The following is a 21,260-nucleotide window of genomic DNA, read 5'->3' as shown; positions in this document are numbered from 1 at the left end:
CGCGCTCGAACTCAGGCCATCGCGGCCGCGGCCCGGTCCACCGCCTGCGAGCGGCGTTCGAAGCGCGCTTGCGACATCTCCAGATAGCGCTGCACCACGGCCGGCTCCGAGGTCTTGGGCGTGCCACCGGGAAACGGTGGTTGGGGGTCATATTCGATCTGCAGCTGTATCAGCTTGGCCACGTCCTCGCCGCACAGGTCCGCCACCACCTTCAGCCCCATGTCGATGCCCGAGGTCACGCCGCCCGCGGTGTACAGGTTGCCGTCCACGCACATGCGCTCGTCGCTGGGGATGGCGCCGAAGCGCGACAGCAGTTCGCGCGCGCGCCAATGGCTGGAAGCGCGCCTGCCGCGCAACAGGCCAGCCGCGCCCAGCAACAGCGAACCGGTGCAGATGCCGAATACGTAGCGTGCCCCCAGACCCTGCGCGCGCGTGAACGCTACCCAGTCGGCGTCGACAATGGCATCATCCGTGCCCGGCCCGCCTGGCACCACCAGCAGGTCGCAGGGCGGCGCCGATGCGATGGTCTGCGTGGGCACGAAACACAGCCCGCGATCGCTGCGCACCGGATCGCGCGTTTTTGCGACAAAATCCACGGTGAAGCCCGGCGCGCCTGCCAGCACTTCATACGGCCCGGTCATATCCAGCTGGGTCAGCCCTTCAAACAAGAGAAAATTCACATGCATGACGATGCTCCGTTAGAAACGACGACTCCCAGCATAGGCGGACGCGCCCGGACGCGTGCGCCAAATACTGCGCCGGATGCGCCATTGCGCGTGCAGTTCGTCCTGTATGACGGCTTCCAGCCGCTGGATCTGGCCGGACCGTGGCAAGCCTTCAGTTCGGCCAACGAGGAAGCCGGTCGCAAGCTCTACCGCCTGGGCACCATCGCCGCGACGCCGCTGGTCTCCACCTGGGAACAGGGCCTGCGCATGCAGGTGGACGGCACTTTTGCCGACGATGGCGATGAGCGCCTGGACATGATGTTCGTGCCCGGCGGCCCCGGCGCCGATTTCGCGGGCGCCCATGGCGAGACGCGCGCCTGGCTGCGCCGCCGCGACGCGACCGCCGGGCGCACCTGCAGCGTATGCACCGGCGCCTTCGTGCTGGCCGCCGCCGGCCTGCTGGACGGCCGCGCCGTCACCACCCACTGGCGATCGGCCGACCGGCTGCGCCAGCTTCACCCGGCCCTGCGCGTCGAAGACGACCGCATCTACGTCGAAAGCGGCAAATACTGGACCTCTGCCGGCGTCACCGCCGGCATCGACCTGGCGCTGGCGCTGATCGAACGCGACTTCGGCGCGGACCTGTCGCAACGGGTTGCGCGGCGGCTGGTGGTCTTCATGCGCCGCAACGGCGACCAGCGCCAGTACAGCCAGGCGCTGCGTTTGCAGGACCGCGTGGCCGCACCATTCCGGGACCTGGTGGAAAAAATCGAGGCGCAGCTATCGGCGCGCTGGTCGGTCGACGACATGGCCGACGCCTGCCAGATGTCGCGCCGCACCTTCCAGCGTAAATTCGCCGCGCATTTCGGCGTCGCGCCCACGGAAGTGCTCAAGCGCCTGCGCCTGGAGCGGGCGCAGGCGCTGGCGGCGTCCGGCAAGGTGTCCAGGAAGGAAATGGCGCGCGAGTTCGCCATACACGCGCCGCCGCAAGGGACGGCGCCGCAAGCCTGAGCAACCGCGCAACGCAACAAGCAGCTAGCCGGCAAGCCCCACCGACACTCCCCCGCACACATACAGCATCTGTCCCGTCATGAAGCCCGCCCGCGGGTCCATGAACATGGACACGGCATGGGCGACCTCTTCGGGTCGGCCCACGCGCCCCGCCGGGATCGCCGCCTCCAAAGCCAGCGTCTGCGGCGCGCCCGGCGGGTTGGACTGGTTGAACAGTTCAGTCGCGATGGGTCCGGGCGCCACGGTATTCACCGTGATGCCGCTGCCCGCCAGCTCCAGCGCCCAGGTGCGTGTCATCCCGGCCAGCGCCGCCTTGGAAGCGCCGTAAACCGTGCGCCCGTCCTTGCCCAGGGCGGCGCGGCTGCCAATGTTCACCACCCGCCCGTAGCCCGCCGCCCGCATGCCGGGCAGCAGGGCCTGCATCAGCAGCACCGGCGCCGTGACGTTCAGCGCCATGATCCGCGCCATCTGTTCCTGCGTCACGTCCCCGATGCGCGCGACCTGGATCATGCCGGCGTTGTTGACCAGATGCAGGACCTGGCGCTCGGCCGCCAACTCCTGCGCGGAGGCCACCGTGGCCGCAGGGTCGCCCAGGTCGACCGAACGGAACGTTTCGCCGGGCAGGAGCGCTGCGGGCGCGCCGCGGCTGAAGTTGACGACCTCGAAGCCATCTTCGATCAGGCGCGCGACGATGGCGCGGCCTATGCCCCGGCTGCCGCCGGTGACCAGTGCGGTGGGCGTTTTCATTGCGCGGTGATTCCCTTGTCCTTGATGAGTCCGCCCCACTTCTTGCGTTCCCCGGCTTCGAAGGCCGCCAGGTCCGCGCCGAAGAGCGTGCCGGGCCTGGCGCCCATGCCGGCAAAGTTGGCCGCGACGGCCGGGTTCTTCAGCCCGCTGCGCGCGGCTTCGATCAACTGCTTGACCACGGGTTCCGGGGTATTGCGCGGGGCGTAGAGCGCAAACCAGGCGGTGACGTCAAAGCCCGGCAGTCCCGATTCCGCCACGGTGGGCAGGTTGGGCACCGAGGCGTCGCGCGCGGCCGACGTGACCGCCACGCCCCGCACCAGATTGCCATCCTTGATCTGCGCCAGCGCGCCCGGCAGGTTGTCGAACAGCAGGTCGACCTGCCCGCCCGCCACCGCCGGCAGCGAGGCGGACGTGCCCTTGAAAGGCACGTGCAGCATGGTCACGCCGGCCATGGCCTCGAAATAGGCCCCGGTAAGATGCACCGAGGACCCTATGCCCGGCGACGCATAGGTCAGCTTCTTGTCCTTGGACTGCTGGGCCGCCTTGATCACGTCGGCCACCGTCTTGTAGGGCGACTTGGCGCTGACGGCGATGACGTTGGGCGTGGTGGACACCAGCGCAATGGGCACCAGGTCGCGTTCGGGGTCGAACGCCATGTTGTTGTAGAGGAACTGGTTGATGGTCTGGGTGCCGATGGTGCCCAGGCCCAGCGTGTAGCCGTCGGGCTTGGCGCGCGCCACGTAGGCCATGCCGATATTGCCGCCCGCGCCGGGCTTGTTCTCGACCAGCACGGTCTGCTTCAGGCCCGGCTCCAGCGCGTGAGCGATGGCGCGGCCAAAGATGTCGGCGCCGCCGCCCGGCGGATACGGCACGACGACGGTCACGGGATGATCGGGATAGCCGGCGGCCTGGGCCGCGGGCAAGGTCAGGAAGGCCAGCGCGGCCAGGGCCGGCGCAGTGATCGCCAACCTGCGCTGCAGGAATTGCGTCATGGGCTTGTCTCCTATCGAACCCGCTGATTGCGGATTTCTTTTTAAAGTACGTAAATACGTACTATATTCATAAGAACATAGAAAACCTCCAGGAGACAAGCAGATGAAACGCTGGACCCAACGCCCCGAAGGCTCCACCTGGGGCGACTTCGGCCCGGATGACGAGATCGGCCGCCTGAACCTGCTGACCGAGGAAAAAGTGCTGCAGGCGGTGCGCGAAGTGCGCACGGGCAAGGTGTTCTGCCTGTCCCTGCCGCTGGACCTGCCTGGCGGCAACGTGCTGAACCCGCGCCGCCACGCGCCGATGCTCAAGCCCACCTTCCGCGAAGGCACGCCCTACCTGAACTTCCAGATGTCGCAGGTGCAGCCCGAAGCCGTGGACGTGCTGTCCGACGACCAGGTCACGCTGTCCATGCAGTACTCCACCCAGTGGGACGGCCTGTGCCACGTGGGCGCGCTGTTCGACATCCAGGGCGATGGCCAGGCGCGTCGCGTCTACTACAACGGCTACGCCGCCGGCGTGGACGTGTTCGGCGGCGCGGATCCCGACAAATCGGACGACGCCTGCTGCCCGCCCGGCGGCTCGTACGCGCGCAAGCTGGGTATCAACCGCTACGCCGAAAAAGGCATGCAGGGCCGCGGCGTGCTGGTGGACCTGGCGCGCGCCTACGGCCCCGGCCGCACGGTCGTCGACCTGGCGGCCCTGCAGGCCGCCATGCGGGCACAGAACGTGACGGTCGAACACGGCGACATGTTGGTGCTGCGCACGGGCTTTGCCGAGGCGATCGTTGCCATGGACGGCCAGCCCGATCCGCACAAGCTGGAGCAGACCGGCGCCGTGCTGGACGGCTCCGACCCGGCGCTGCTGGACTGGATCACGCAATCCGGCATCGCCGCGATCTGCGCCGACAACTACGCGGTCGAAGCCTATCCGGCGCGCACCTCCGGCCCCGGCCACTCCATCCTGCCGCTGCACCACCATTGCCTCTTCAAGCTGGGCCTGCCGCTGGCCGAACTCTGGTACCTGAAGGACCTGGCCGACTGGCTGCACGCGCAGGGCCGCAACCGCTTCCTGCTGACCGCCCCGCCCTTGCGCATGCCTGGCGCGGTGGGTTCTCCCGTGACGCCCATCGCCACGGTGTAAGCCATGAACATGCCGTACTCGACGTTCTCCGAACACCTGGACGCCTTGGTCGCGCGCCGGCCCGATGCGCCGCTGCTGATCGACCAGGACCAGCCCATCGGCGCCGCGCAACTGCGGACGCAAAGCCGCGCGCTGGCCGCCGGCCTTGCCCGCATCGGCGTGCGCCCGGGACAGCGCGTGGCGGTCTGGCTACCCAATTGCGCCGCCTGGGTGGAATCCTTCCTGGCCTGCGCGCACCTGGGCGCGCTGGTGCTGGCGGTCAACACGCGCTTCCGGGCGCTGGAGCTGGCCGACATCCTGGGACGCGGCAAGGCGGACTGGCTGGTGTTCTGGCCGGGGTTCAAGGGCATAGACTTCCAGGGCATCCTGGGCGAAGTGGCGCCGGAACACCTGGAGCGCCTGCAAGGCGTGATCGCGCTGACGAATGCCGACGAGGCGCTGCCCCCCAGCTTCCATGGCAAGCCGGCGCACCGCTACCAGGACCTGCAGTCCTGCACCGACACAGCGCCGCCGGCCCGGCCCAATGCGGGCGTGCTGTGCTTCACCACGTCTGGCACCACCTCCAAGCCCAAGTTCGTGCTGCACGACCAGCGCACCTTGTTGAACCACGGCGCGGCCGTGGCGCGGGCCTATGGCTATGACGAGGGAAGCTGTGTACTCGCCAGCGCGCCGTTCTGCGGCGCCTTTGGCTTCGCGACGCTGGTCGGCGGCCTGGCGCAAGGCGCGCCCGTGGTCTGCGCGCCGGTGTTCGACACCGCCCAATCCGCCGCAGCGGTGCGCCGCCACGCGGTGACGCACACCTACGCCAACAACGAGGCCTTGGTCGGCATGATGCGGGCGGGAGCCCAAGGCGACTTCGCCTCGGTACGGCTGTTTGGCTTCGCCAGCTTCACGCCGGCGCTGGACAACATGCTGGACCTGGCCCGCGAGGCCGGCGTGCCGCTGACCGGCCTGTATGGTTCCAGCGAGCTGGTGGCCCTGGTCGCCGGCCAGCCGCGCGATCCCGCCGAGGGCGACGTGTCCGCGCGCCACCAGCCCGGCGGCACGCTGATCTACCCCGAGGCGCGCGTGCGCGCCCGCGATCCCGCCACGGGCGAAATCCTGCCGCATGGCCAATCCGGCGAACTCGAAATCCTCTCGCCCAGCCTGATGCAGGGTTATCTGGACAATCCCGAGGCCACCCGCGGCGCCTGCACGGATGACGGCTACTTCAAGACCGGCGATCTCGGCTACACGCTGAATCCGCGCCAGTTCGTGTTCCAGACCCGCATGGGCGACTCGCTGCGCCTGTCCGGCTTTCTGGTCAATCCGGTGGAAATCGAACAGGTAGTCGAAACCCTGCCGGGCGTGCGCGCCTGCCAGGTGGTCGGCGCCACGCAAAAGGGCAAGACCGTGCCCTATGCCTTCGTGCTGCTGCAGCCGGGCGCAGCCGCCGACCCCGCGGGCTGGACCGCCGCGTGCAAAGCCGCGATGGCGGGCTTCAAGACGCCGGCGGGCTTTACCGTGCTGGATGCATTCCCCTCGGTGGAAAGCGCCAACTCGGTCAAGATCCAGAAGCACCGGCTGCGCGAGATGGCCGATGCCATGCTCGCGGCTCCGAACACGACGCCCTCCGCCTGAACATGGCCGACCCCAAGCTTTTCTCGCGGAGCCCCCAGCCGCTGTATCTGCAGGCGGCGGCGCTGTTTCGCAGCAACATCCAGAACCGCACCTGGCGGCCCGGCCAGCAGATCCCGCCACTGGAAGCGCTGATGGAAACCTATGGCATCTCGCGGGCGACCATCCGCCAGGCGTTCGGCCTGCTGGAAGACGATGGCCTGATCCGCCGCTCGCGCGGATCGGGCACCTTCGTCAATGCCGAACTGCCCGAAACGCCCACCCTGCTGATCCCCAAGACCTGGGCCGAAACCGTGGAACTCAGCAATCAGCTGGGCACGGTTTCACTGGTGGAGTCCAACGCCGATTCGCCCCTGCCCGACACGCTGGGCATGCCTTGCGGCGCCGACCGCAGCGGCAGCTTCCAATATTTGCGGCGGGTGCACACGACCGATGGCGCCCCCTTCTGCTATAGCGAGGTCTTCCTGGATAGCGCGCTGTTCCGCAAGCATCGCGCCCGCATCCGCAAAAGCACCGTGGCGCCGGTGCTGGACCAGTACTACGGCGCACGCATCAGCGAAGCGCGCCAGGTGCTGAACGTGATCCAGGCCGGCCAGGAATCCGCCGAGTCCCTGCAGATTCCCGTGTCCTCGCCCGTGGCGGAAATACGCCGCTACGCCTGCATCGATGGCCGCGTGGTGTACTTCGCGCGGCTGGAGTTCCCGTTCAGCAAGGTGCGGATGGAATTCGACCTGCTGTCCCATCGCTAGACCACATTCAAGACAAGGAGGCATCCCACCTCGACCCGCCAGCGTCAAGCCAGAACAGAGCGCCGCAGCAGATCCCCAAGCGCCAGCAGTATCCGAACAAGATCCGGCATAAAGGAGACCCACCATGAAATGCCGTAGAACCCCCCGGATTTCCCTGAAGTTGCGCAGCACGCTAGCCCTGTTATCCGCCTTTGCCGCCGCGCCCTGCGCCATGGCGCAGGCGATCTCCGACGACGTGGTCCGCCTGGGCCTGATCCTGGACATGAGCGGCGTGTACGCCGACGTCACGGGCAAAGGCAGCGCGACCGCCGCCGAAATGGCCATCGCCGACTTCGGCGGCAAGGTGCTGGGCAAGAAGATCGACCTGATGGTGGTGGACCACCAGAACAAGGCCGACATCGCCGCCGCCAAGGCACGCGAGTGGTACGACACCCAGAAGGTCGACGCCATCATGGACGTGGCCGGCTCCGCCCCCGCGCTGGCCGTGCTGGAAGTGGCGCGCGAGAAAAAGAAGATCGTGGTGTTCAGCGGACCCGGCACCGAGCGCATCACCAACGACCTGTGCTCGCCCTATTCCGTGCACTACACCTACGACACCTGGTCGCTGGCCAACACCACGGCGCGCGCCACGGTCGAGCAAGGCGGCAAGAGCTGGTATTTCCTGACGGCCGACTACGCTTTCGGCCACACCTTGCAAGCGTCCGCCACCGAAGTCGTCAAGGCCAACGGCGGCACCGTGCTGGGCGCATCGCGCCACCCGCTGGGCTCCAGCGACTTCGCCTCGTACCTGCTGCAGGCCCAGGCCAGCCGCGCGCAGATCGTGGGCCTGGCCAACGCCGGCGGCGACACGGTCAACGCCATCAAGGCCGCCAGCGAATTCGGGCTGACCAAGGGCGGCCAGAAAATGGCCGGGCTGCTGCTCTACATCAATGACATCCACGCCATCGGCCTGGACGCCGCCGCCGGATTGACGCTGACCGAGGCCTTCTACTGGGACATGAACGACCAGACCCGGGCCTGGTCCCAGCGCTACTACGACAAGCTCAAGAAAATGCCCAACATGAGCCAGGCCGGCACCTACTCGTCGGTGATGCACTACCTGAAGGCGGTGCAGGCAGCCGGCACCGACGAGCCCACGGCGGTGATGAAGCAGATGAAGTCCATGCCCATCAACGACTTCTTCGCCACCAACGGCCGCATCCGCGAGGACGGCCGCATGGTGCATGACATGTACCTGTTCGAAGTCAAGAAGCCGTCCGAGTCCAAGCGGCCCTGGGACTACTACAAGCTGGTGGCCACCCTGCCCGGCGACCAGGCCTTCATGCCGCTGTCGCGCTCGTCCTGCCCGCTGGTGAAGAAGTAGCGGTGACGCGGGCGCCCGGTGGGCGCCCGCCATGTCATGCCCGCAGCTTGCGGTCCAGTTCCAGCACCGACTGGTACAGCACGCGGGTGCCATCCAGCAGCTGCGCGGGTTCGATCCACTCTTCCGGACAGTGGCTGCGGCCGTTCAGGCAGGGGATGAAGATCATGCCGATGGGGCCGGTGGGCGCCATGTAGACCGCGTCGTGGCCCGCGCCGCTGGGCAGGCGCATGGAGGCGTAGCCGAGCTGGTCGGCGGCGGCCTGCACCGCGTCCATCACCAACGGCGTGCAGTCCGTCGGCCGCGCGCGGCTTAGCTGCGTGAAGCTTGCGGACAGGCGCAGCGCGGTCAGGTCGGTGGCCACGCCGGCCATCAGCGTTTCCGGGAAGGCGTCCAGCACGGCATCGCTGTCGCCGCGCATTTCCAGCGTCAGCTCGACCCGGCCTGGCACCGCGTTGGCGGCGTTCGGCGTCATGGACAACCGGCCCACGGTGGCGACCACGTAATGCGGATTGCCGCTGGCGGCGCTGGCCTGACGGTGGGCGGCATCGATGATGCGGGCCGCGCCCACCAGGGCGTCGCGGCGGATGTCCATGGGCGTGGTGCCGGCATGATCCGGCTGGCCTTCCACCGTGATCAGCACGCGGCGGATGCCGACGATGTTGGTGACCACGCCGATAGGCAGGCCGCGGCTTTCCAGCACCGGGCCTTGTTCGATATGCAGTTCGACGAACGCCGCGGTGCCGTCAGGGCCGCGCAGCGGCGCGCCCAGCGCCGAGGGGTCGCCGCCGATGCGGGCGATGCCGGCCGCGAGCGTCTCGCCTTCGGGATTGCGGGCCGCCAGCATGTCGGGCGTCAGCTGGCCACAGAGCGCGCGGCTGCCGACGCAGGAAATGCCATAGTCGCTGGGCTCCTCGGACAGGAAGTCGATGACCTCGAAGGGATGTTCCAGCTGCACGCCTTGCTCGCGCAAGGTGTGGGCCACTTCGATGCCGGCCAGCACGCCGATGATGCCGTCGAAACGGCCCCCGGCCATCACGGTGTCGCAATGCGAGCCGGTGGCGATGGGCTTGCGCGCGGGATCGCGCCCGGCCAGCGTGCCTATCAGGTTGCCGCCGGCATCCAGGCGGGTCGCCAGGCCCGCGGCCTCGAATTCGCTGCGCAGCCAGGCGCGGGCCTCGTCGAACAACGGCGAGAACGCGCGGCGCGTCCAGGGGACGTCGGGCAGGGTGAAACGGGAAAGGGTTTCGACGCGGGCCCAGAGGCGCTCGGCGTTCAGGGGAGGAAACTGCACAGACATTGCCGTTTCCCTCAGGCCTGGCGCGGACGCAGGAAGCGGCCGTCGCCCTTCTGATTGACGATGCCCTTGCCATCGTAGACCTGCTGGCCGCGGCACCAGGTGCCCGCGACGCGCACGGTGAACTCGCGGCCTTCGAACGAACTCCATTGCACCGCCGACAGGCTGGTAGACGGATCGAAGGCATAACGTTCCGGCTTGAGGATGACGATGTCGGCGTCCTTGCCCACCTCCAACGAGCCCTTGCGGTCATCCAGCAGGAAGTGCTGCGCGGGGTTGCGGCTCAGTTGGCGCACCACCATGGACGGCGCGATGCCATGCTCTTCGCAGCCGGTCCAGAAAGCGGGCAACAGCGTTTCCAGGCCCGGGCCGCCGGACGAGTTCTTGAATACGTTCGGATTCTGCTTGCGCTCCAGGCCCCAGCTGACATGGTCCGACGACACGAAGGTGCATTCGTCCTTGGCGATATGGGTCCAGAGCAGGTCGACCTCGGCCTTGGGACGGATCGGCGGATAGTGCTTGGTCTTCGCGCCGAAGCGGCGGGTGTGCTCTTCGTGGTTCAGCATCAGATACTGCACGCAGGTTTCGATGCTGGCGCGATGGCCGTTGCGGCGGTACATGTTGCAGATCTCGAAACCGCGGGAAGTCGACACGTGTACCGCATGGGCGCGCGCGCCGGTTTCGGCGCCGATCTCATAGATCAGCGCCGTCGCCAGGTTCTCGATCAGCGGCGTATGCGCGCGCATGAACGCGTCCCAGCCGGTGTCGTCGGCCTCGACCAGCCGCGCGATGTTCTTGCGGGTCAGTTCCTGCATCTGGTTGTGCACGCCGCAAACCAGTCCGGATGGAGCGATCAGGCGGAAGGCTGCGTACAGATCGTCTTCCTCGATGCGGGGAAATCGGCCCGGGGTCGCTTCGAAGGTCGAAAACTTGAAGGCGCATACGCCGCCTTCGATAAGCCCCGCCGCGGCCGCCACGCCGTGCTGGGTGTTCAGGGTGCCGAACAGCGCCACGTCCACATGGCAATCGCGCTCCACCTCGGCGATCTTGGCGTCGAGCTGCGGACGCGAAGCCACGGGTTCCGGATCGTCGTAGGGCATGTCGACCATGACCGTCACCCCGCCGGCGGCAGCCGCGCGCGATGCCCAGCCCAGTCCTTCCTGGTTCAGCTGGCTGCCCGAATGCACCTGGCCGTCGACCACGCCGGGCACGATCCACTGGCCCCGCGCATCCACGCTGTCGCGGCCCGCGGGGGCCTCGCCAGCGCCGCGCGCCGCGACCTTGCCGTCCCTGACCGCCAGCCAGCCGTCCATCACCACGCCATCCGGGTCGACGATGTTGCCGCGCACCACCAAATCGAAATCGCTCATGACCGCTTCCATCCTGTGTTGAGTGCAGGCAGTGTAGGAGCGGCCATCCAAAACGTCTTATGCTTATATGTGCGTGAGAATTAACATCAGGTTAAGCATATGAAATTGAATCTGCGGCAGATCGAAGTCTTCCGGGCCATCATGCTCAGCGGCTCCATCAGCGGCGCATCCAAGCTGCTGTTTGTTTCGCAGCCCGCGGTCAGCCGGCTGATCGCCTATACGGAGCAGCGCCTGGGCTTGATGCTGTTCCAGCGCATCAAGGGCCGGCTGTACCCCACCCCTGAGGCCCACCGGCTGTTCGTGGAGGTCACGGCGCTGTACCAGAACGTGCAGCGCGTGAACGAGGTCGCCGAAAACCTTGCGGAGAACCGCGAAGGCCAACTGCGGCTGTCGTGCAGCCCCAGCCTCGGCCAGTCCCTGCTGCCCCGCGCGATCGCGCAGTTCCGGCGGCAATTCCCGGAAGTGCGCATCGTCCTGCAAACCTTGATCCCCACGGTGATGCAGCAATCGCTGTTGACGCAACAGGTGGAACTGGGCGTGGCCTACATGCCGGTGGAACACCCCAGCCTGGCGTGGCAGCCGCTGTATGAAAACCAGATCGTGGCGGTGCTGCCCAAAGGGCATCCGCTGGCGGCGCGCGGCCGCGTGACGGTGCACGATCTGGCCGAAGAGCCGCTGATCGGTTACAGCGCGGACATTCCCTTCGGCATGTTGATCAACAAGCTGTTCGGCGGCGAACATGCACAACCCGAACCGCGCATCGAGGTCCAGCAGGCGCACGTCGCCTGCGCCCTGGTCCAAGCTGGCGCAGGCGTGGCGCTGGTGGACGAGATTACGGTAGCCGGGCCGATCTGGTCGGAAGTGGTGACCCTGCCGATCATCGGCACCGTGAACGCGCCGGTCAATGTGTTTCATCTCGCGCTCCAGCCCCTGTCCCGGCTGGCGCTAGCCTTCATCGACGTGCTCCACAAGCTCGACCAGCGCGGCTGAATCAGCCCGGCGCCTCGATCACGCGCCTAGGGGATATCCCTCAGACCCTTTTCCCGCTGCCCAACCGCTCCGCTATGAGCGCGTCCAGCAATTAACATCATGTTATGTACAAAGCATAAAAGGTAATACGACATTATCAGGGCTGCTTCCTATGATCCCCCGTCCATCCCGCAACCGTTGCGGGAATCATTGAAATGAGCAACCGGGAGGAAAGGCGTCATGGGAAGAATTTTGACGATGCAAGATGTCGAGGCTGCGGTTCGGGGCGGGTCGGTATTCGCCTGCGGCGGAGGCGGCTGGGCCGAGCATGGGCGTGAGCTGGGCTCGCTTGCCGTCACCATAGGCCGCCCTGAACTGGTAACCATGGATGAGGTGCCGGACGACGCCTGGATCGCCACGGCGGCCGCGATTGGCGCGCCGGGCGGGCTCACCGACTGGCAAATGCTGGGCATCGACTACGTCAAGGCCGCGCAACGGCTGCAGGACGCGCTCGGAGAGCGGATCTACGGGCTGATCATCGGCCAGAACGGCATGTCCAGCACGCTGAACGGCTGGCTGCCTTCGGCCGTGCTGGGAACCAAGGTCGTCGACGCCGTCGGCGACATCCGCGCCCACCCCACCGGCGACATGGGTTCGCTGGGATTGGCGGGCAGCCCGGAACCGATGATCCAGTGCGCGGTGGGTGGCAACCGCGCCAGCAATTCCTATATGGAGCTGACCGTCCATGGCGCCACCGGCAAGGTATCGCCGGTGCTGCGCAAGGCGGCCGACATGGCGGGCGGCTTCATCGCCAGCTGCCGCAACCCCATACGCGCTTCCTATGTGCGCCGCCATGCAGCGCTGGGCGGCATCAGCAAGGCCCTGGCGCTGGGCGAGGCCATCATCGCCGCACAAGCGCGCGGCGGCAGCGCGGTCATCGACGCGATCTGCAAAGCCACGCAGGGCGAGATCATCGCTTCCGGCAAGGTGGTGCGCAATACGCTGCGCTACACCGACGAAGCCTTCGACATCGGCACCGTCGAAATCGGCGAAGGCGCCTCCAAGCGCGTCATCCATGTGATGAACGAACACATGGCGGTGACCGACGGCCAGGGAGAACGGGTGGCCTGCTATCCGGATGTGATCACCACGCTGGACAGCGACGGCAACCCCGTCAGCGCGGGCAAGCTACGCGAGGGCCTGCAAGTCAGCGTGCTGCACGTGCAGAAGCAACACATCCCCCTGTCTTCCAGTGTGACGGATCCTTCCGTCTATCCCATCGTGGAAAAGGCGCTGGGCATGAACTTCACCGACTACGCATTGGCATCCTGAGGTAAACGGCGTGAAACGAGAATTCAACATCCCCGGCGGCAACACCCTGCGCTGCAAAGGCTGGCGCCAGGAAGCGCTGCTGCGCCTGCTGGAAAACGTGCTGGCGGTGGGCGAAGACCCGGCCAACCTGGTGGTCTACGCCGCGCTGGGCCGGGCCGCGCGCGACTGGCCCGCGCATGACGCCATGGTGCAGGCCCTGATGGAACTGGAGGAGGACCAGACCCTCATCGTCCAGTCGGGCAAACCCATAGGCGTGCTGCGCACGCATCCGCAAGCGCCAATCGTGATCATGGCTAACTGCAACATGGTCGGCCAGTGGGCGCATGCCGAGAACTTCTACCAGATGGAACGCGACAACCTGATCTGCTGGGGCGGACTGACGGCGGGCGACTGGCAGTACATCGGCTCGCAAGGCGTGATCCAGGGCACCTATGAGATCTTCTCGCGCATCGCTGAACGCCACTTCGACAACGATCTGCGGGGACGCTTCATCCTGACGGCGGGCATGGGCGGCATGGGCGGCGCGCAGCCGCTGGCCGGCCGCATGGCGAATGCCGCCATCCTCACGGTGGAGATCAACCCCGAGCGCATCGAAAAACGCATCAAGGCAGGCTTTCTTGAACGGCGCGCCGACACCCTGGACGAAGCCCTGGAGTTGATCCAGGCGGCACAGGCCCGCCGCGAACCCGTTTCGGTCGGCCTGTTGGGCAATGCCGCGGACGTCTACCCCGAAATCCTGGCCCGCGGCATCGTGCCCGATATCGTCACCGACCAGACCTCGGCGCACGACCTGGTCTACGGCTACATTCCCGCCGGGCATACGCTCGAACAGGTGGCCGACATGCGCCGCAGCGACGTGCCTGGGCTGATGGACGCCAGCCGCGCCTCCATCGTCCGCCACGTCACCGCGATGCTGGGATTCAAGGACCGCGGTTCGATCGTCTTCGACAACGGCAACCTGATCCGCACCCATGCGAAACAGGGCGGCGTCGAGCGCGCGTTCGAAATCCCGGTTTTCACCGAGGCGTTCCTGCGGCCCCTGTTCGCGCGCGCCATCGGTCCGTTCCGCTGGATCGCGCTGTCCAACGACGCGGACGACATCCGCAAGATCGACGACTTCCTGCTGCAACGTTTCCCGGACAACTTCATCGTGTCCAACTGGATCCGGCTGGCGCGCAAGGAAGTGCCGTTCGAGGGCCTGCCCGCGCGCATCGCCTGGCTCGGCCACGGCGAGCGTACCGAGCTGGCGCTGGAAGTGAACCGGATGGTGCGCGAAGGCGTGCTGAGCGGGCCCGTGGCCTTCACACGCGACCACCTGGACGCCGGCGCCATGGCCCATCCGAACATCATGACGGAAAACATGCGCGACGGCTCCGACGCCATCGCCGACTGGCCGTTGCTCAATGCCATGATCAATTGCTCGTCCAGCGCCGACCTGGTGGCGATCCATTCGGGCGGCGGCGGATACAGCGGCTACATGACCAGCGCCGGCGTAACCGTGGTGGCGGACGGCACCGAGGCCGCCGACCAGCGCCTGCGCCTGTCGATGACCAACGACACGGCCAGCGGCGTACTGCGCTATGCGGATGCGGGCTACGAAGACGCGCTGGACGAAGTGCGCAAGAAGAACATCGCACGAATCGACACCCCCCGATACAGCCACAACAGCCCTGGACAGAGCGACTAGCGACCGTGGGCGGCACGATGCTTGAAGGCGTGCGCGTGCCGCCGCAGGGCCAAGGGGCGGCGGTTCATTTTCAGTTTATTCAGAGCGTGCTCCAAGCACGCATGATTCCAGGGGAAAGCAATGAAAGACATCACGATCAATCCGGGAGCCGGAGCTCCACCCGGCCGTCCGGCGCATCAGGCCACGGCGCAGGAGCGCAGCGGCCGCAAGGCAGTGATTGCCGCGTCGGCCGGCAATGCCCTCGAATGGTATGACTTCACCGTCTATGCCCTCTTCGCTGTCTACATCGGACAGAACTTTTTCCACAACTCCGATCCCACCGTGCAACTGATGGCCTCGTTCCTGGCCTTCGGCCTGGGCTTCGTGGTGCGTCCCCTGGGCGCGTTGGTGCTGGGTTCCTATGGCGACCGCGCCGGCCGCAAGGCGGCATTGACCCTGACCATCATGCTGATGGCCGTGGGCACGCTGCTGATCGCGGCAGCTCCGCCGTATGCCGCGATCGGCGTGGGCGCCCCGCTGCTGATCGTCTGCGGCCGCGTGCTGCAAGGTTTCTCTGCCGGCGGCGAGGTCGGCGGCGCCACCGCCTTCCTGGTCGAACATGCGCCAGAGGGCAAACGCGGCCAGTATGCCTCGTGGCTGCAGGCCAGCATGGGCATCTCCAACCTGCTGGGCGCGCTGGTGGCGACCTTGGTCACCACGCTGCTGACCGAACAACAGGTGGGCGAATGGGGCTGGCGCGTGCCGTTCATCATCGGGCTGGCGATCGCGCCGGTGGGTCTGTGGATGCGCCGGGCGCTGGACGAAACGCCGCATTTCCGCGAGGAACAGGCGCGCCAGGAGCGCCAGGGCGACCACGTCAAGGCGCCGCTGCTGGCGGTCCTGCGTAACTACCCCAAGGAGCTTCTGACCGGCCTGTGCATGTCGGTGCTGTGGGCGGTCGGCCCCTACGCGCTGATCATCTTCATGCCCATTTATGTGCAGAAATCGCTGGGCTTCTCCAGTTCACAGGCCTTCACGGCGGCGCTCGTGGGCAATCTGTTTCTGATCGGCGGTTGCGTATTTTCCGGCACGCTGTCGGACCGCTACGGGCGCCGCACCGTTCTGCGCGCAGCGGCGCTGATCCTGCTGATCGCCGTCTACCCGCTGATGATGTGGCTGAAGGCGACACACACCCTGGGCGCACTCATCGTGGTGCAATCGCTGTTCTGCCTGATGGTGGCGATGTACGTGGGCGTGGCCCCCGCGGCCTTGTCGGAAGTGTTTCCCACGGCAGTCCGGTCTTCGGGCATGTCCCTGTCGTACAACACGGCGGTCACGGTGCTGGGCGGATTCGCGCCCGCCATTCTTACCTGGATCACCTACACCACGGGCGTGGCGTTTGCGCCCGCGCTCTACGTGATGGGCGCCTGCGTGGTCGCACTGGTGGCGCTGACCCTTCTTCCGCAGGGCCGCCATGTTTGACGCGCGCAAGACATGGATCGCAGCCGCCGCCCTGACCCTGGCCGGCTTTTGTTCGGCGCCGTTCGCGGCTGAACCGCCCGGCTCGGCCGAGCTGGTGCTCCTGGGGGTCGCCGGCGGCCCGACCTGGTACGGGGATGACTCGCCGCACGGAATATCCTCGGCCGTACTGGTGGATGGCAAGGCCTACGTCGTCGACCTGGGCTCGGGCGCCTATCGCCAGTTGCGCCGCGCGGGCGTCAAGCCCGGCTCGGAGCAGGCCGTCTTCCTGACGCATCTGCATACCGACCACATCATCGATCTGGCCAACCTGCTCATGTATGACCCCAGCGCCCGCCGCCGCGCCAAGGCATCGATGCAGATTTACGGGCCTGGCCGGCGCGGCGCGCTGCCGCCGCTCGCGCCTGGCATGAAGGACGCCCCCGTGATCCACTCGGAGAATCCTTCCGCGGGGACTCGCGACCTGGTCGAATCGGTCATTGCCGGCATGTCGGCCGATCTGAACATCCGGGTGCGCAGCGAAGGCGTGCCGGACATCCGGCAGTTCTTCCAGGCGCACGACATCGAGGTTCCGGACGGCGTGGTCAAGGACCCCAACACCGACCCGGCCCCGCCGATGGACCCGTTCCCCGTCTGGCAGGACGAGCGCGTCAAGGTCAGCGCCATCCTGGTTCCGCACGGGCTGGTGTATCCCAATTTCGCCTACCGTTTCGACACCAAGGCGGGTTCCGTGGTGTTCTCCGGCGATACCGCGGTCAGCGAAAACCTGATCAAGCTGGCCCGCGGCGCGGACTTCCTGGTGCACGAGGCGATCGATCCGGCCTGGGTCGACCACATCGTCGGCGCCAAGCCCTGGGATGCCCGCCAGCAAGCGTTGGCCCGCCAACTGCTGGAAGCCCACACCACGCCGCAACAGGTCGGCGAAGTCGCCACCCGCGCTGGCGTCAAGACGCTGGTGCTGTCGCACCTGGTCCCGGGCGACGCCCCGGCGGAGCATTGGCTCCAGGCACGGCAGACCTTCCAGGGACCGGTAGTGCTGGGACAGGACCTGCTGCGCCTGCCCCTCGGTCCCTAACGCCCGACCCACCCCCATTTGCACGCTTTCCTCCGCGGACCGCCAGTCGGTCCGCGGGGCGCGCCGCATCCACAGCATCCGTAGCTTCCGTCATGCCAGGAGTCGCAATGCCCACGCTGAACTCACCGTTCTCCCCTACCCGCCTCCATGGCGCACTCATCCGCCGTTCACTGGGCGCCGCCCTGCTCGGCGCCTTGCTCTGGCCATTGGCCGCCACCGCAGCCGCCTGCGCGCCAGTCGAGCTGGACGGCCGCTCGCTGACCCTGGCGCAGATCGAATCCGTGGCCAGGCAAGGCTGCCGCGTGACGGTGGCCGATGACGCAATGCAGCGGGCGGAACGCTCCTATGAGCTGCTGCTGGCGTATGCCCGGTTGGACCGCCCGGTGTACGGATTGAACCGGGGCGTGGGTCTGAACAAGGACCAGACCATATTCCAGGGCGGCGCGATTTCGCCCGAGGTCCGCAAGCTGTCGGAGCAGTTCAACCGCAACCTGCTGCGCTCGCACAGCGCCGCCTACGGCAGCGAGGCGCCCCAGGAAGTCACGCGGGCCGCGATGCTCATCCGGCTGAACACGGCCCTGTTCGGCGGCGCCGGATTGCAGCCTGCCGTGCTGCGCCAGTACGCCGAGTTTCTCAATCGCGGCGTGACCCCCGTCATGTTCGGCGAGGGCTCGGTCGGGCAGGCCGACATTACGATTCTTCCGCAGATCGGACTGGCGATGATGGGCGAAGGCCAGGCCTACTACGGCGGTCAGCGCCTGCCCGCGTCGCAGGCATTGCGTCAGGCGGGCCTGACGCCGATACAACCCTTCGGCAAAGACGCGCTGGCCATCGTCAGTTCCAATGCCTATGGCGCCGCCGTCGCGTCGCTGGCGGCGTTGGACGCCGCCAGGCTGCTTTCCCAGGCCGATGCGGTCGCCGCGCTGTCGCTTGAAGGGCTGGACGGCAACCTCGCTCCGCTGTTGTCCGCGTCCCAGGCCCAACGCCCGTATGACGGACAGGTAAGCACGGCCCAACATATCCTCACGCTGTTGCGTGGCAGCTCGCTGTGGCGGCAGGACCCGAAACGCGCGCTGCAGGATCCGTTGAGCTTTCGCACGGTGAGCCAGGCCCATGGGGCCGCCCGGGACATGCTGGAGCTGCTGCAGCGACAACTGCTGCTGCAGATCAATAGTTCCGACGACAACCCTACCGTGGCGCTGGATGCCCGGCCCGCAAGCGATGCCCAGCCTTATGAATTGCAGTTCTACGTCACGCAGGGTCCAGTCCAGGGCGCCGTGATTCCCAACGCCGGATTCGATCCCAGCGCCTGGGCGCTGCCCTTGCAGAGCATGGGCGTGGCCTTGTCACAGGTGGCCCAGTTGTCGGCGCAGCGCACGCTTCGGTTGACCGATACGGCGTTCACCGGGCTGCCGCGGTTTCTCAGCCCGGGCAATGGCTCGATCGGATATGGCCCGATCCAGAAAACCGTCTCGTCGCTTGCCGCCGAGATACGGGTACTGGCGCTGCCGATCGCCACCGATGTGCAGCCCCAGGCCGGCAATATCGAAGACGTGGGGACCAATGCCCCCGCCACGGGCCGCAGAGTGGCCGCTCAGATCGACCGGCTGACCACCCTGCTCGCGGTGGAACTGATGCACGCCGCCCAGGCGGTGGACTTGCGCGTGGCCAAGCATCCCGATTTCGCCGTCGGGACAGGCACTGGTGCGTTGCGGCATGACTTCCGCGAGCGCGTCCCCTACATGAAGGAAGACCGCCGCAACGACGAAGACATCGTCGTTGCGGCCGATTTCCTGGCTCACTCCAGGCAGCAGCAGCCGGCAGCGGCCTCTACGGCGCGCTGACGCCTCCCAGCCTACGCCGCCACCGCCTCCTCCAGCATCTCCAGCCGGTCCTGCCCCCAGAACACTTCGCCCCGGTACACATACGACGGCGATCCGAACACCCCAGCCGCGACCGCGTCGTTGGTGTTGCGGCGGTAGACGGCCTCGATGCCGGGCTCGGCCGCCGCGGCCAGCAGCGCCGGAGCGTCCAGCCCCTGCTGTGCCAGGATGGCGCGCAGGGTGGCCTCGTCGGAGATGTCCTGCTCGTCGCACCACTCCGCTTTCAGGATCGCCTTGTACAGCGCCGCCACCGGCAGGCCGGCATGGTCCGCCGCGATGACGATGCGCGAAGCCAGGCTGGCATCCGGGCACATATAGGCCGGTTGCGGATTGACGCGGATGTCCAGCTTGCGGCACCAGCGCGCCAGCTCCGTCACGCGGTAAGCCTGGCGCTCAGGTGCGCGCAGGCCCAGCAGGATGCCGCCGGTGCGGGCGTAGACCTCGGGCAGGTCCACCGGCAGGTAGCGGATCACCGCCTGCTGGCGCGCCGCCAGCGCCTCCAGCCTGTCGGCGCCGAGGTAGGCCCAGTCGGAGTTCATCCAGAAGTAATAGTCGATGGTCTTCATGGCGTCCTCAGGTTGGCGCGGGCCGGCACCCGCAAGGCCGCAACCGCAGGCGCCTCGCTGCGCATCAGCCAGGCGCTGAACAGGGCGATCACACCCAGGATGCTCAGGTACCACACCACGTACTGGGGATCGCCCCCGCCCTTGGCCAGCAGCCAGGTCGCCACGATGGGCGCCAGGCCGCCGCCGATGGCGCCGGACACCTGTACCGCCAGCGATATGCCCGTGTAGCGCACCTCGGCCGGGAACTGGCTGGAGAACAAGGTGCCTTCCGGCCCATAGAGGCAAGCGTAGACCAGGCCGACCGCCAGGCAAACCGCCAGGATGATCCAGCCCGTGTCCCGCGTGCCCAGCAGATGGAAGAACACCGGCGCGCACGCCAGGATGCCCAGGGTGCCGGCCATGAACACCCACTTGTGCCCGATCTTGTCGCCCAGCATGCCGAACAGCGGCATGGTGAACAGCGCCACGGCCGCGCCCCAGATCGTGGCGTCCAGCATCACGGAACGCGCAATGCCCAGCGTGCCCGTGGCGTAGGCCAGCGAGAACGTCACCACGGTATAGAACCAGGTCACTTCCGCCAGCCTTGCGCCCACCACCACCAGCAGCGCGCGGCGATGGTGCTTCAGGACTTCCGCCACCGGCACTTCGACCTTGGCGCCCTTCTCTTTCATCTGCTCGAAGTCTGGCGACTCGGCCACCTTGACCCGGATGAACCAGCCCACCAGCAGCAGAACCACGCTGGCCAGGAAAGGCAGGCGCCAGCCCCAGGCCAGCATGTCGGCCTCGGGCAAGGTCGCGACCGCCCCCATCGCCAGCGACGACAGGATCAGGCCCGGCGCCACGCCGGCTTGCGGCAGGCTGCCGAAAAAGCCCTTCTTGCCATCCGGCGCATGCTCCACCGCCATCAGCACTGCCCCGCCCCATTCGCCGCCGACCGCGATGCCTTGCAGGAAGCGCATCAGCACCAGCAGCACCGCGGCCCAGTAGCCGATCTGTTCATAGGAAGGGATCAGTCCGATCAGGATGGTGGGCACGCCCATCAGCAACAGGGTGATCAGCAGCATGGATTTACGGCCGATCTTGTCGCCGTAGTGGCCGAAGATCACGCCGCCCAGCGGCCGCGCGAAAAAGCCCACGGAATAGGTGGCGAACGCCGCCAGCGTGCCCGTCAGCGGATCGAAGGAAGGAAAGAAGATCTTGTTGAAAATCAGCGCGGCAGCGGTGCCGTAAAGGAAAAAGTCGTACCACTCGATGGTGGTGCCCATCATGCTGGCCAGTCCGGCCGTCACGTAATCGCGGCGCGAGCGCGCAGCCGCAGGCTTGGTCGTCATCATCATG

General features: G+C 67.1%; 18 protein-coding genes. 11 read left to right on the top strand and 7 right to left on the bottom strand.

The window, feature by feature from the left end; all coding sequences use genetic code 11:
- Nucleotides 1-11 precede the first annotated feature (11 nt).
- On the bottom strand, nucleotides 12-686 hold the full coding sequence (locus IB268_RS08985) for a DJ-1/PfpI family protein (RefSeq protein ID WP_054453759.1): 675 nt from the start codon (nucleotides 684-686) through the stop codon (nucleotides 12-14).
- A 90-nt stretch (nucleotides 687-776) separates the two neighbouring features.
- Between IB268_RS08985 and IB268_RS08980 the strand changes: the two genes are divergently transcribed.
- The gene (locus IB268_RS08980; RefSeq protein WP_054454793.1) at nucleotides 777-1,676 is read left to right on the top strand and encodes a GlxA family transcriptional regulator; all 900 of its coding nucleotides are present in this window, start codon (nucleotides 777-779) and stop codon (nucleotides 1,674-1,676) included.
- 24 nt (nucleotides 1,677-1,700) lie between these two features.
- On the opposite strand, the gene IB268_RS08975 is transcribed toward IB268_RS08980, so the two are convergent.
- A complete protein-coding gene (locus IB268_RS08975; RefSeq protein ID WP_054453757.1) occupies nucleotides 1,701-2,423 on the bottom strand; it encodes an SDR family oxidoreductase in 723 nt (240 codons plus the stop codon).
- On the bottom strand, nucleotides 2,420-3,415 hold the full coding sequence (locus tag IB268_RS08970; protein ID WP_175214445.1) for a tripartite tricarboxylate transporter substrate binding protein: 996 nt from the start codon (nucleotides 3,413-3,415) through the stop codon (nucleotides 2,420-2,422). Before IB268_RS08970 ends, IB268_RS08975 begins: the two co-directional genes overlap by 4 nt.
- A 103-nt stretch (nucleotides 3,416-3,518) precedes the next feature.
- Here IB268_RS08970 and IB268_RS08965 point away from each other — a divergent pair, with 103 nt between their 5' ends.
- From IB268_RS08965 to IB268_RS08950, 4 genes are all read left to right on the top strand, one after another.
- Nucleotides 3,519-4,559, top strand: coding sequence for a cyclase family protein (locus IB268_RS08965; RefSeq protein ID WP_192354117.1), 1,041 nt, complete (start codon nucleotides 3,519-3,521; stop codon nucleotides 4,557-4,559).
- A gap of 3 nt (nucleotides 4,560-4,562) precedes the next feature.
- Complete coding sequence (locus IB268_RS08960; RefSeq protein ID WP_370540011.1) at nucleotides 4,563-6,179, top strand: AMP-binding protein; 1,617 nt, start codon at nucleotides 4,563-4,565, stop codon at nucleotides 6,177-6,179.
- Nucleotides 6,180-6,181: 2 nt separating this feature from the next.
- On the top strand, nucleotides 6,182-6,925 hold the full coding sequence (locus IB268_RS08955) for a GntR family transcriptional regulator (protein WP_192354116.1): 744 nt from the start codon (nucleotides 6,182-6,184) through the stop codon (nucleotides 6,923-6,925).
- Between the two features lie 124 nt (nucleotides 6,926-7,049).
- The gene (locus tag IB268_RS08950) at nucleotides 7,050-8,288 is read left to right on the top strand and encodes an ABC transporter substrate-binding protein (protein ID WP_054453748.1); all 1,239 of its coding nucleotides are present in this window, start codon (nucleotides 7,050-7,052) and stop codon (nucleotides 8,286-8,288) included.
- Nucleotides 8,289-8,322: 34 nt separating this feature from the next.
- On the opposite strand, the gene IB268_RS08945 is transcribed toward IB268_RS08950, so the two are convergent.
- Together IB268_RS08945 and IB268_RS08940 are read right to left on the bottom strand one after the other, a co-directional pair.
- Nucleotides 8,323-9,585 carry a Zn-dependent hydrolase gene (locus IB268_RS08945; protein WP_192354115.1) on the bottom strand — a complete coding sequence of 421 codons (1,263 nt, stop codon included), beginning with the start codon at nucleotides 9,583-9,585 and terminating at the stop codon, nucleotides 8,323-8,325.
- An 11-nt stretch (nucleotides 9,586-9,596) separates the two neighbouring features.
- Nucleotides 9,597-10,952 (bottom strand): dihydroorotase family protein, encoded by a 1,356-nt coding sequence (locus IB268_RS08940; protein WP_125473084.1) that lies wholly within the window; start codon nucleotides 10,950-10,952, stop codon nucleotides 9,597-9,599.
- 99 nt (nucleotides 10,953-11,051) lie between these two features.
- Between IB268_RS08940 and IB268_RS08935 the strand changes: the two genes are divergently transcribed.
- The 6 genes from IB268_RS08935 (at nucleotide 11,052) to hutH (ending at nucleotide 19,317) form a co-directional block, all read left to right on the top strand.
- Entirely contained in the window at nucleotides 11,052-11,942 is an 891-nt protein-coding gene (locus tag IB268_RS08935; RefSeq protein WP_054459123.1) for a LysR family transcriptional regulator, read from the top strand.
- A gap of 219 nt (nucleotides 11,943-12,161) precedes the next feature.
- Complete coding sequence (locus IB268_RS08930) at nucleotides 12,162-13,253, top strand: DUF917 domain-containing protein (RefSeq protein WP_175182222.1); 1,092 nt, start codon at nucleotides 12,162-12,164, stop codon at nucleotides 13,251-13,253.
- A gap of 10 nt (nucleotides 13,254-13,263) precedes the next feature.
- Nucleotides 13,264-14,940, top strand: a complete 1,677-nt coding sequence (locus IB268_RS08925; RefSeq protein WP_192354114.1) for a urocanate hydratase — start codon at nucleotides 13,264-13,266, stop codon at nucleotides 14,938-14,940.
- A gap of 120 nt (nucleotides 14,941-15,060) precedes the next feature.
- Nucleotides 15,061-16,401, top strand: coding sequence for an MFS transporter (locus IB268_RS08920; protein WP_054459118.1), 1,341 nt, complete (start codon nucleotides 15,061-15,063; stop codon nucleotides 16,399-16,401).
- Nucleotides 16,394-17,473 carry an MBL fold metallo-hydrolase gene (locus tag IB268_RS08915; RefSeq protein WP_175182220.1) on the top strand — a complete coding sequence of 360 codons (1,080 nt, stop codon included), beginning with the start codon at nucleotides 16,394-16,396 and terminating at the stop codon, nucleotides 17,471-17,473. The genes IB268_RS08920 and IB268_RS08915 overlap by 8 nt, the downstream gene beginning before the upstream one ends.
- 107 nt (nucleotides 17,474-17,580) lie before the next feature.
- Nucleotides 17,581-19,317 (top strand): histidine ammonia-lyase, encoded by a 1,737-nt coding sequence (gene hutH, locus IB268_RS08910; RefSeq protein WP_192354113.1) that lies wholly within the window; start codon nucleotides 17,581-17,583, stop codon nucleotides 19,315-19,317.
- Between the two features lie 11 nt (nucleotides 19,318-19,328).
- Here the strand turns inward: hutH and IB268_RS08905 are convergent, their stop codons facing one another.
- Nucleotides 19,329-19,922, bottom strand: a complete 594-nt coding sequence (locus tag IB268_RS08905; protein WP_119451794.1) for a 2-hydroxychromene-2-carboxylate isomerase — start codon at nucleotides 19,920-19,922, stop codon at nucleotides 19,329-19,331.
- Nucleotides 19,919-21,256, bottom strand: coding sequence for an MFS transporter (locus tag IB268_RS08900; RefSeq protein ID WP_082401350.1), 1,338 nt, complete (start codon nucleotides 21,254-21,256; stop codon nucleotides 19,919-19,921). The genes IB268_RS08905 and IB268_RS08900 overlap by 4 nt, the downstream gene beginning before the upstream one ends.
- Between the last annotated feature and the right edge of the window lie 4 nt (nucleotides 21,257-21,260).

The sequence above is a fragment of the Achromobacter sp. ACM01 genome, from assembly GCF_014851745.1.
GTDB lineage: Bacteria > Pseudomonadota > Gammaproteobacteria > Burkholderiales > Burkholderiaceae_B > Achromobacter > Achromobacter aegrifaciens.
The sequence above is the reverse complement of the archived record's forward strand: the minus strand, read 5'-3'. Positions and strand labels throughout refer to the sequence as shown.

Bases quoted from the DNA above. Each gene is read 5' to 3' on its own strand.
- IB268_RS08950 (WP_054453748.1), top strand. From the start codon at position 7,050: ATGAAATGCCGTAGAACCCCCCGGATTTCCCTGAAGTTGCGCAGCACG.
- IB268_RS08965 (WP_192354117.1), top strand. From the start codon at position 3,519: ATGAAACGCTGGACCCAACGCCCCGAAGGCTCCACCTGGGGCGACTTC.
- IB268_RS08960 (WP_370540011.1), top strand. From the start codon at position 4,563: ATGAACATGCCGTACTCGACGTTCTCCGAACACCTGGACGCCTTGGTC.
- IB268_RS08935 (WP_054459123.1), top strand. From the start codon at position 11,052: ATGAAATTGAATCTGCGGCAGATCGAAGTCTTCCGGGCCATCATGCTC.
- IB268_RS08915 (WP_175182220.1), top strand. From the start codon at position 16,394: ATGTTTGACGCGCGCAAGACATGGATCGCAGCCGCCGCCCTGACCCTG.
- IB268_RS08940 (WP_125473084.1), bottom strand. From the start codon at position 10,952: ATGAGCGATTTCGATTTGGTGGTGCGCGGCAACATCGTCGACCCGGAT.
- IB268_RS08930 (WP_175182222.1), top strand. From the start codon at position 12,162: ATGGGAAGAATTTTGACGATGCAAGATGTCGAGGCTGCGGTTCGGGGC.
- IB268_RS08920 (WP_054459118.1), top strand. From the start codon at position 15,061: ATGAAAGACATCACGATCAATCCGGGAGCCGGAGCTCCACCCGGCCGT.
- IB268_RS08905 (WP_119451794.1), bottom strand. From the start codon at position 19,922: ATGAAGACCATCGACTATTACTTCTGGATGAACTCCGACTGGGCCTAC.
- IB268_RS08985 (WP_054453759.1), bottom strand. From the start codon at position 686: ATGCATGTGAATTTTCTCTTGTTTGAAGGGCTGACCCAGCTGGATATG.
- IB268_RS08970 (WP_175214445.1), bottom strand. From the start codon at position 3,415: ATGACGCAATTCCTGCAGCGCAGGTTGGCGATCACTGCGCCGGCCCTG.
- IB268_RS08900 (WP_082401350.1), bottom strand. From the start codon at position 21,256: ATGATGACGACCAAGCCTGCGGCTGCGCGCTCGCGCCGCGATTACGTG.
- IB268_RS08945 (WP_192354115.1), bottom strand. From the start codon at position 9,585: ATGTCTGTGCAGTTTCCTCCCCTGAACGCCGAGCGCCTCTGGGCCCGC.
- hutH (WP_192354113.1), top strand. From the start codon at position 17,581: ATGCCCACGCTGAACTCACCGTTCTCCCCTACCCGCCTCCATGGCGCA.
- IB268_RS08955 (WP_192354116.1), top strand. From the start codon at position 6,182: ATGGCCGACCCCAAGCTTTTCTCGCGGAGCCCCCAGCCGCTGTATCTG.
- IB268_RS08975 (WP_054453757.1), bottom strand. From the start codon at position 2,423: ATGAAAACGCCCACCGCACTGGTCACCGGCGGCAGCCGGGGCATAGGC.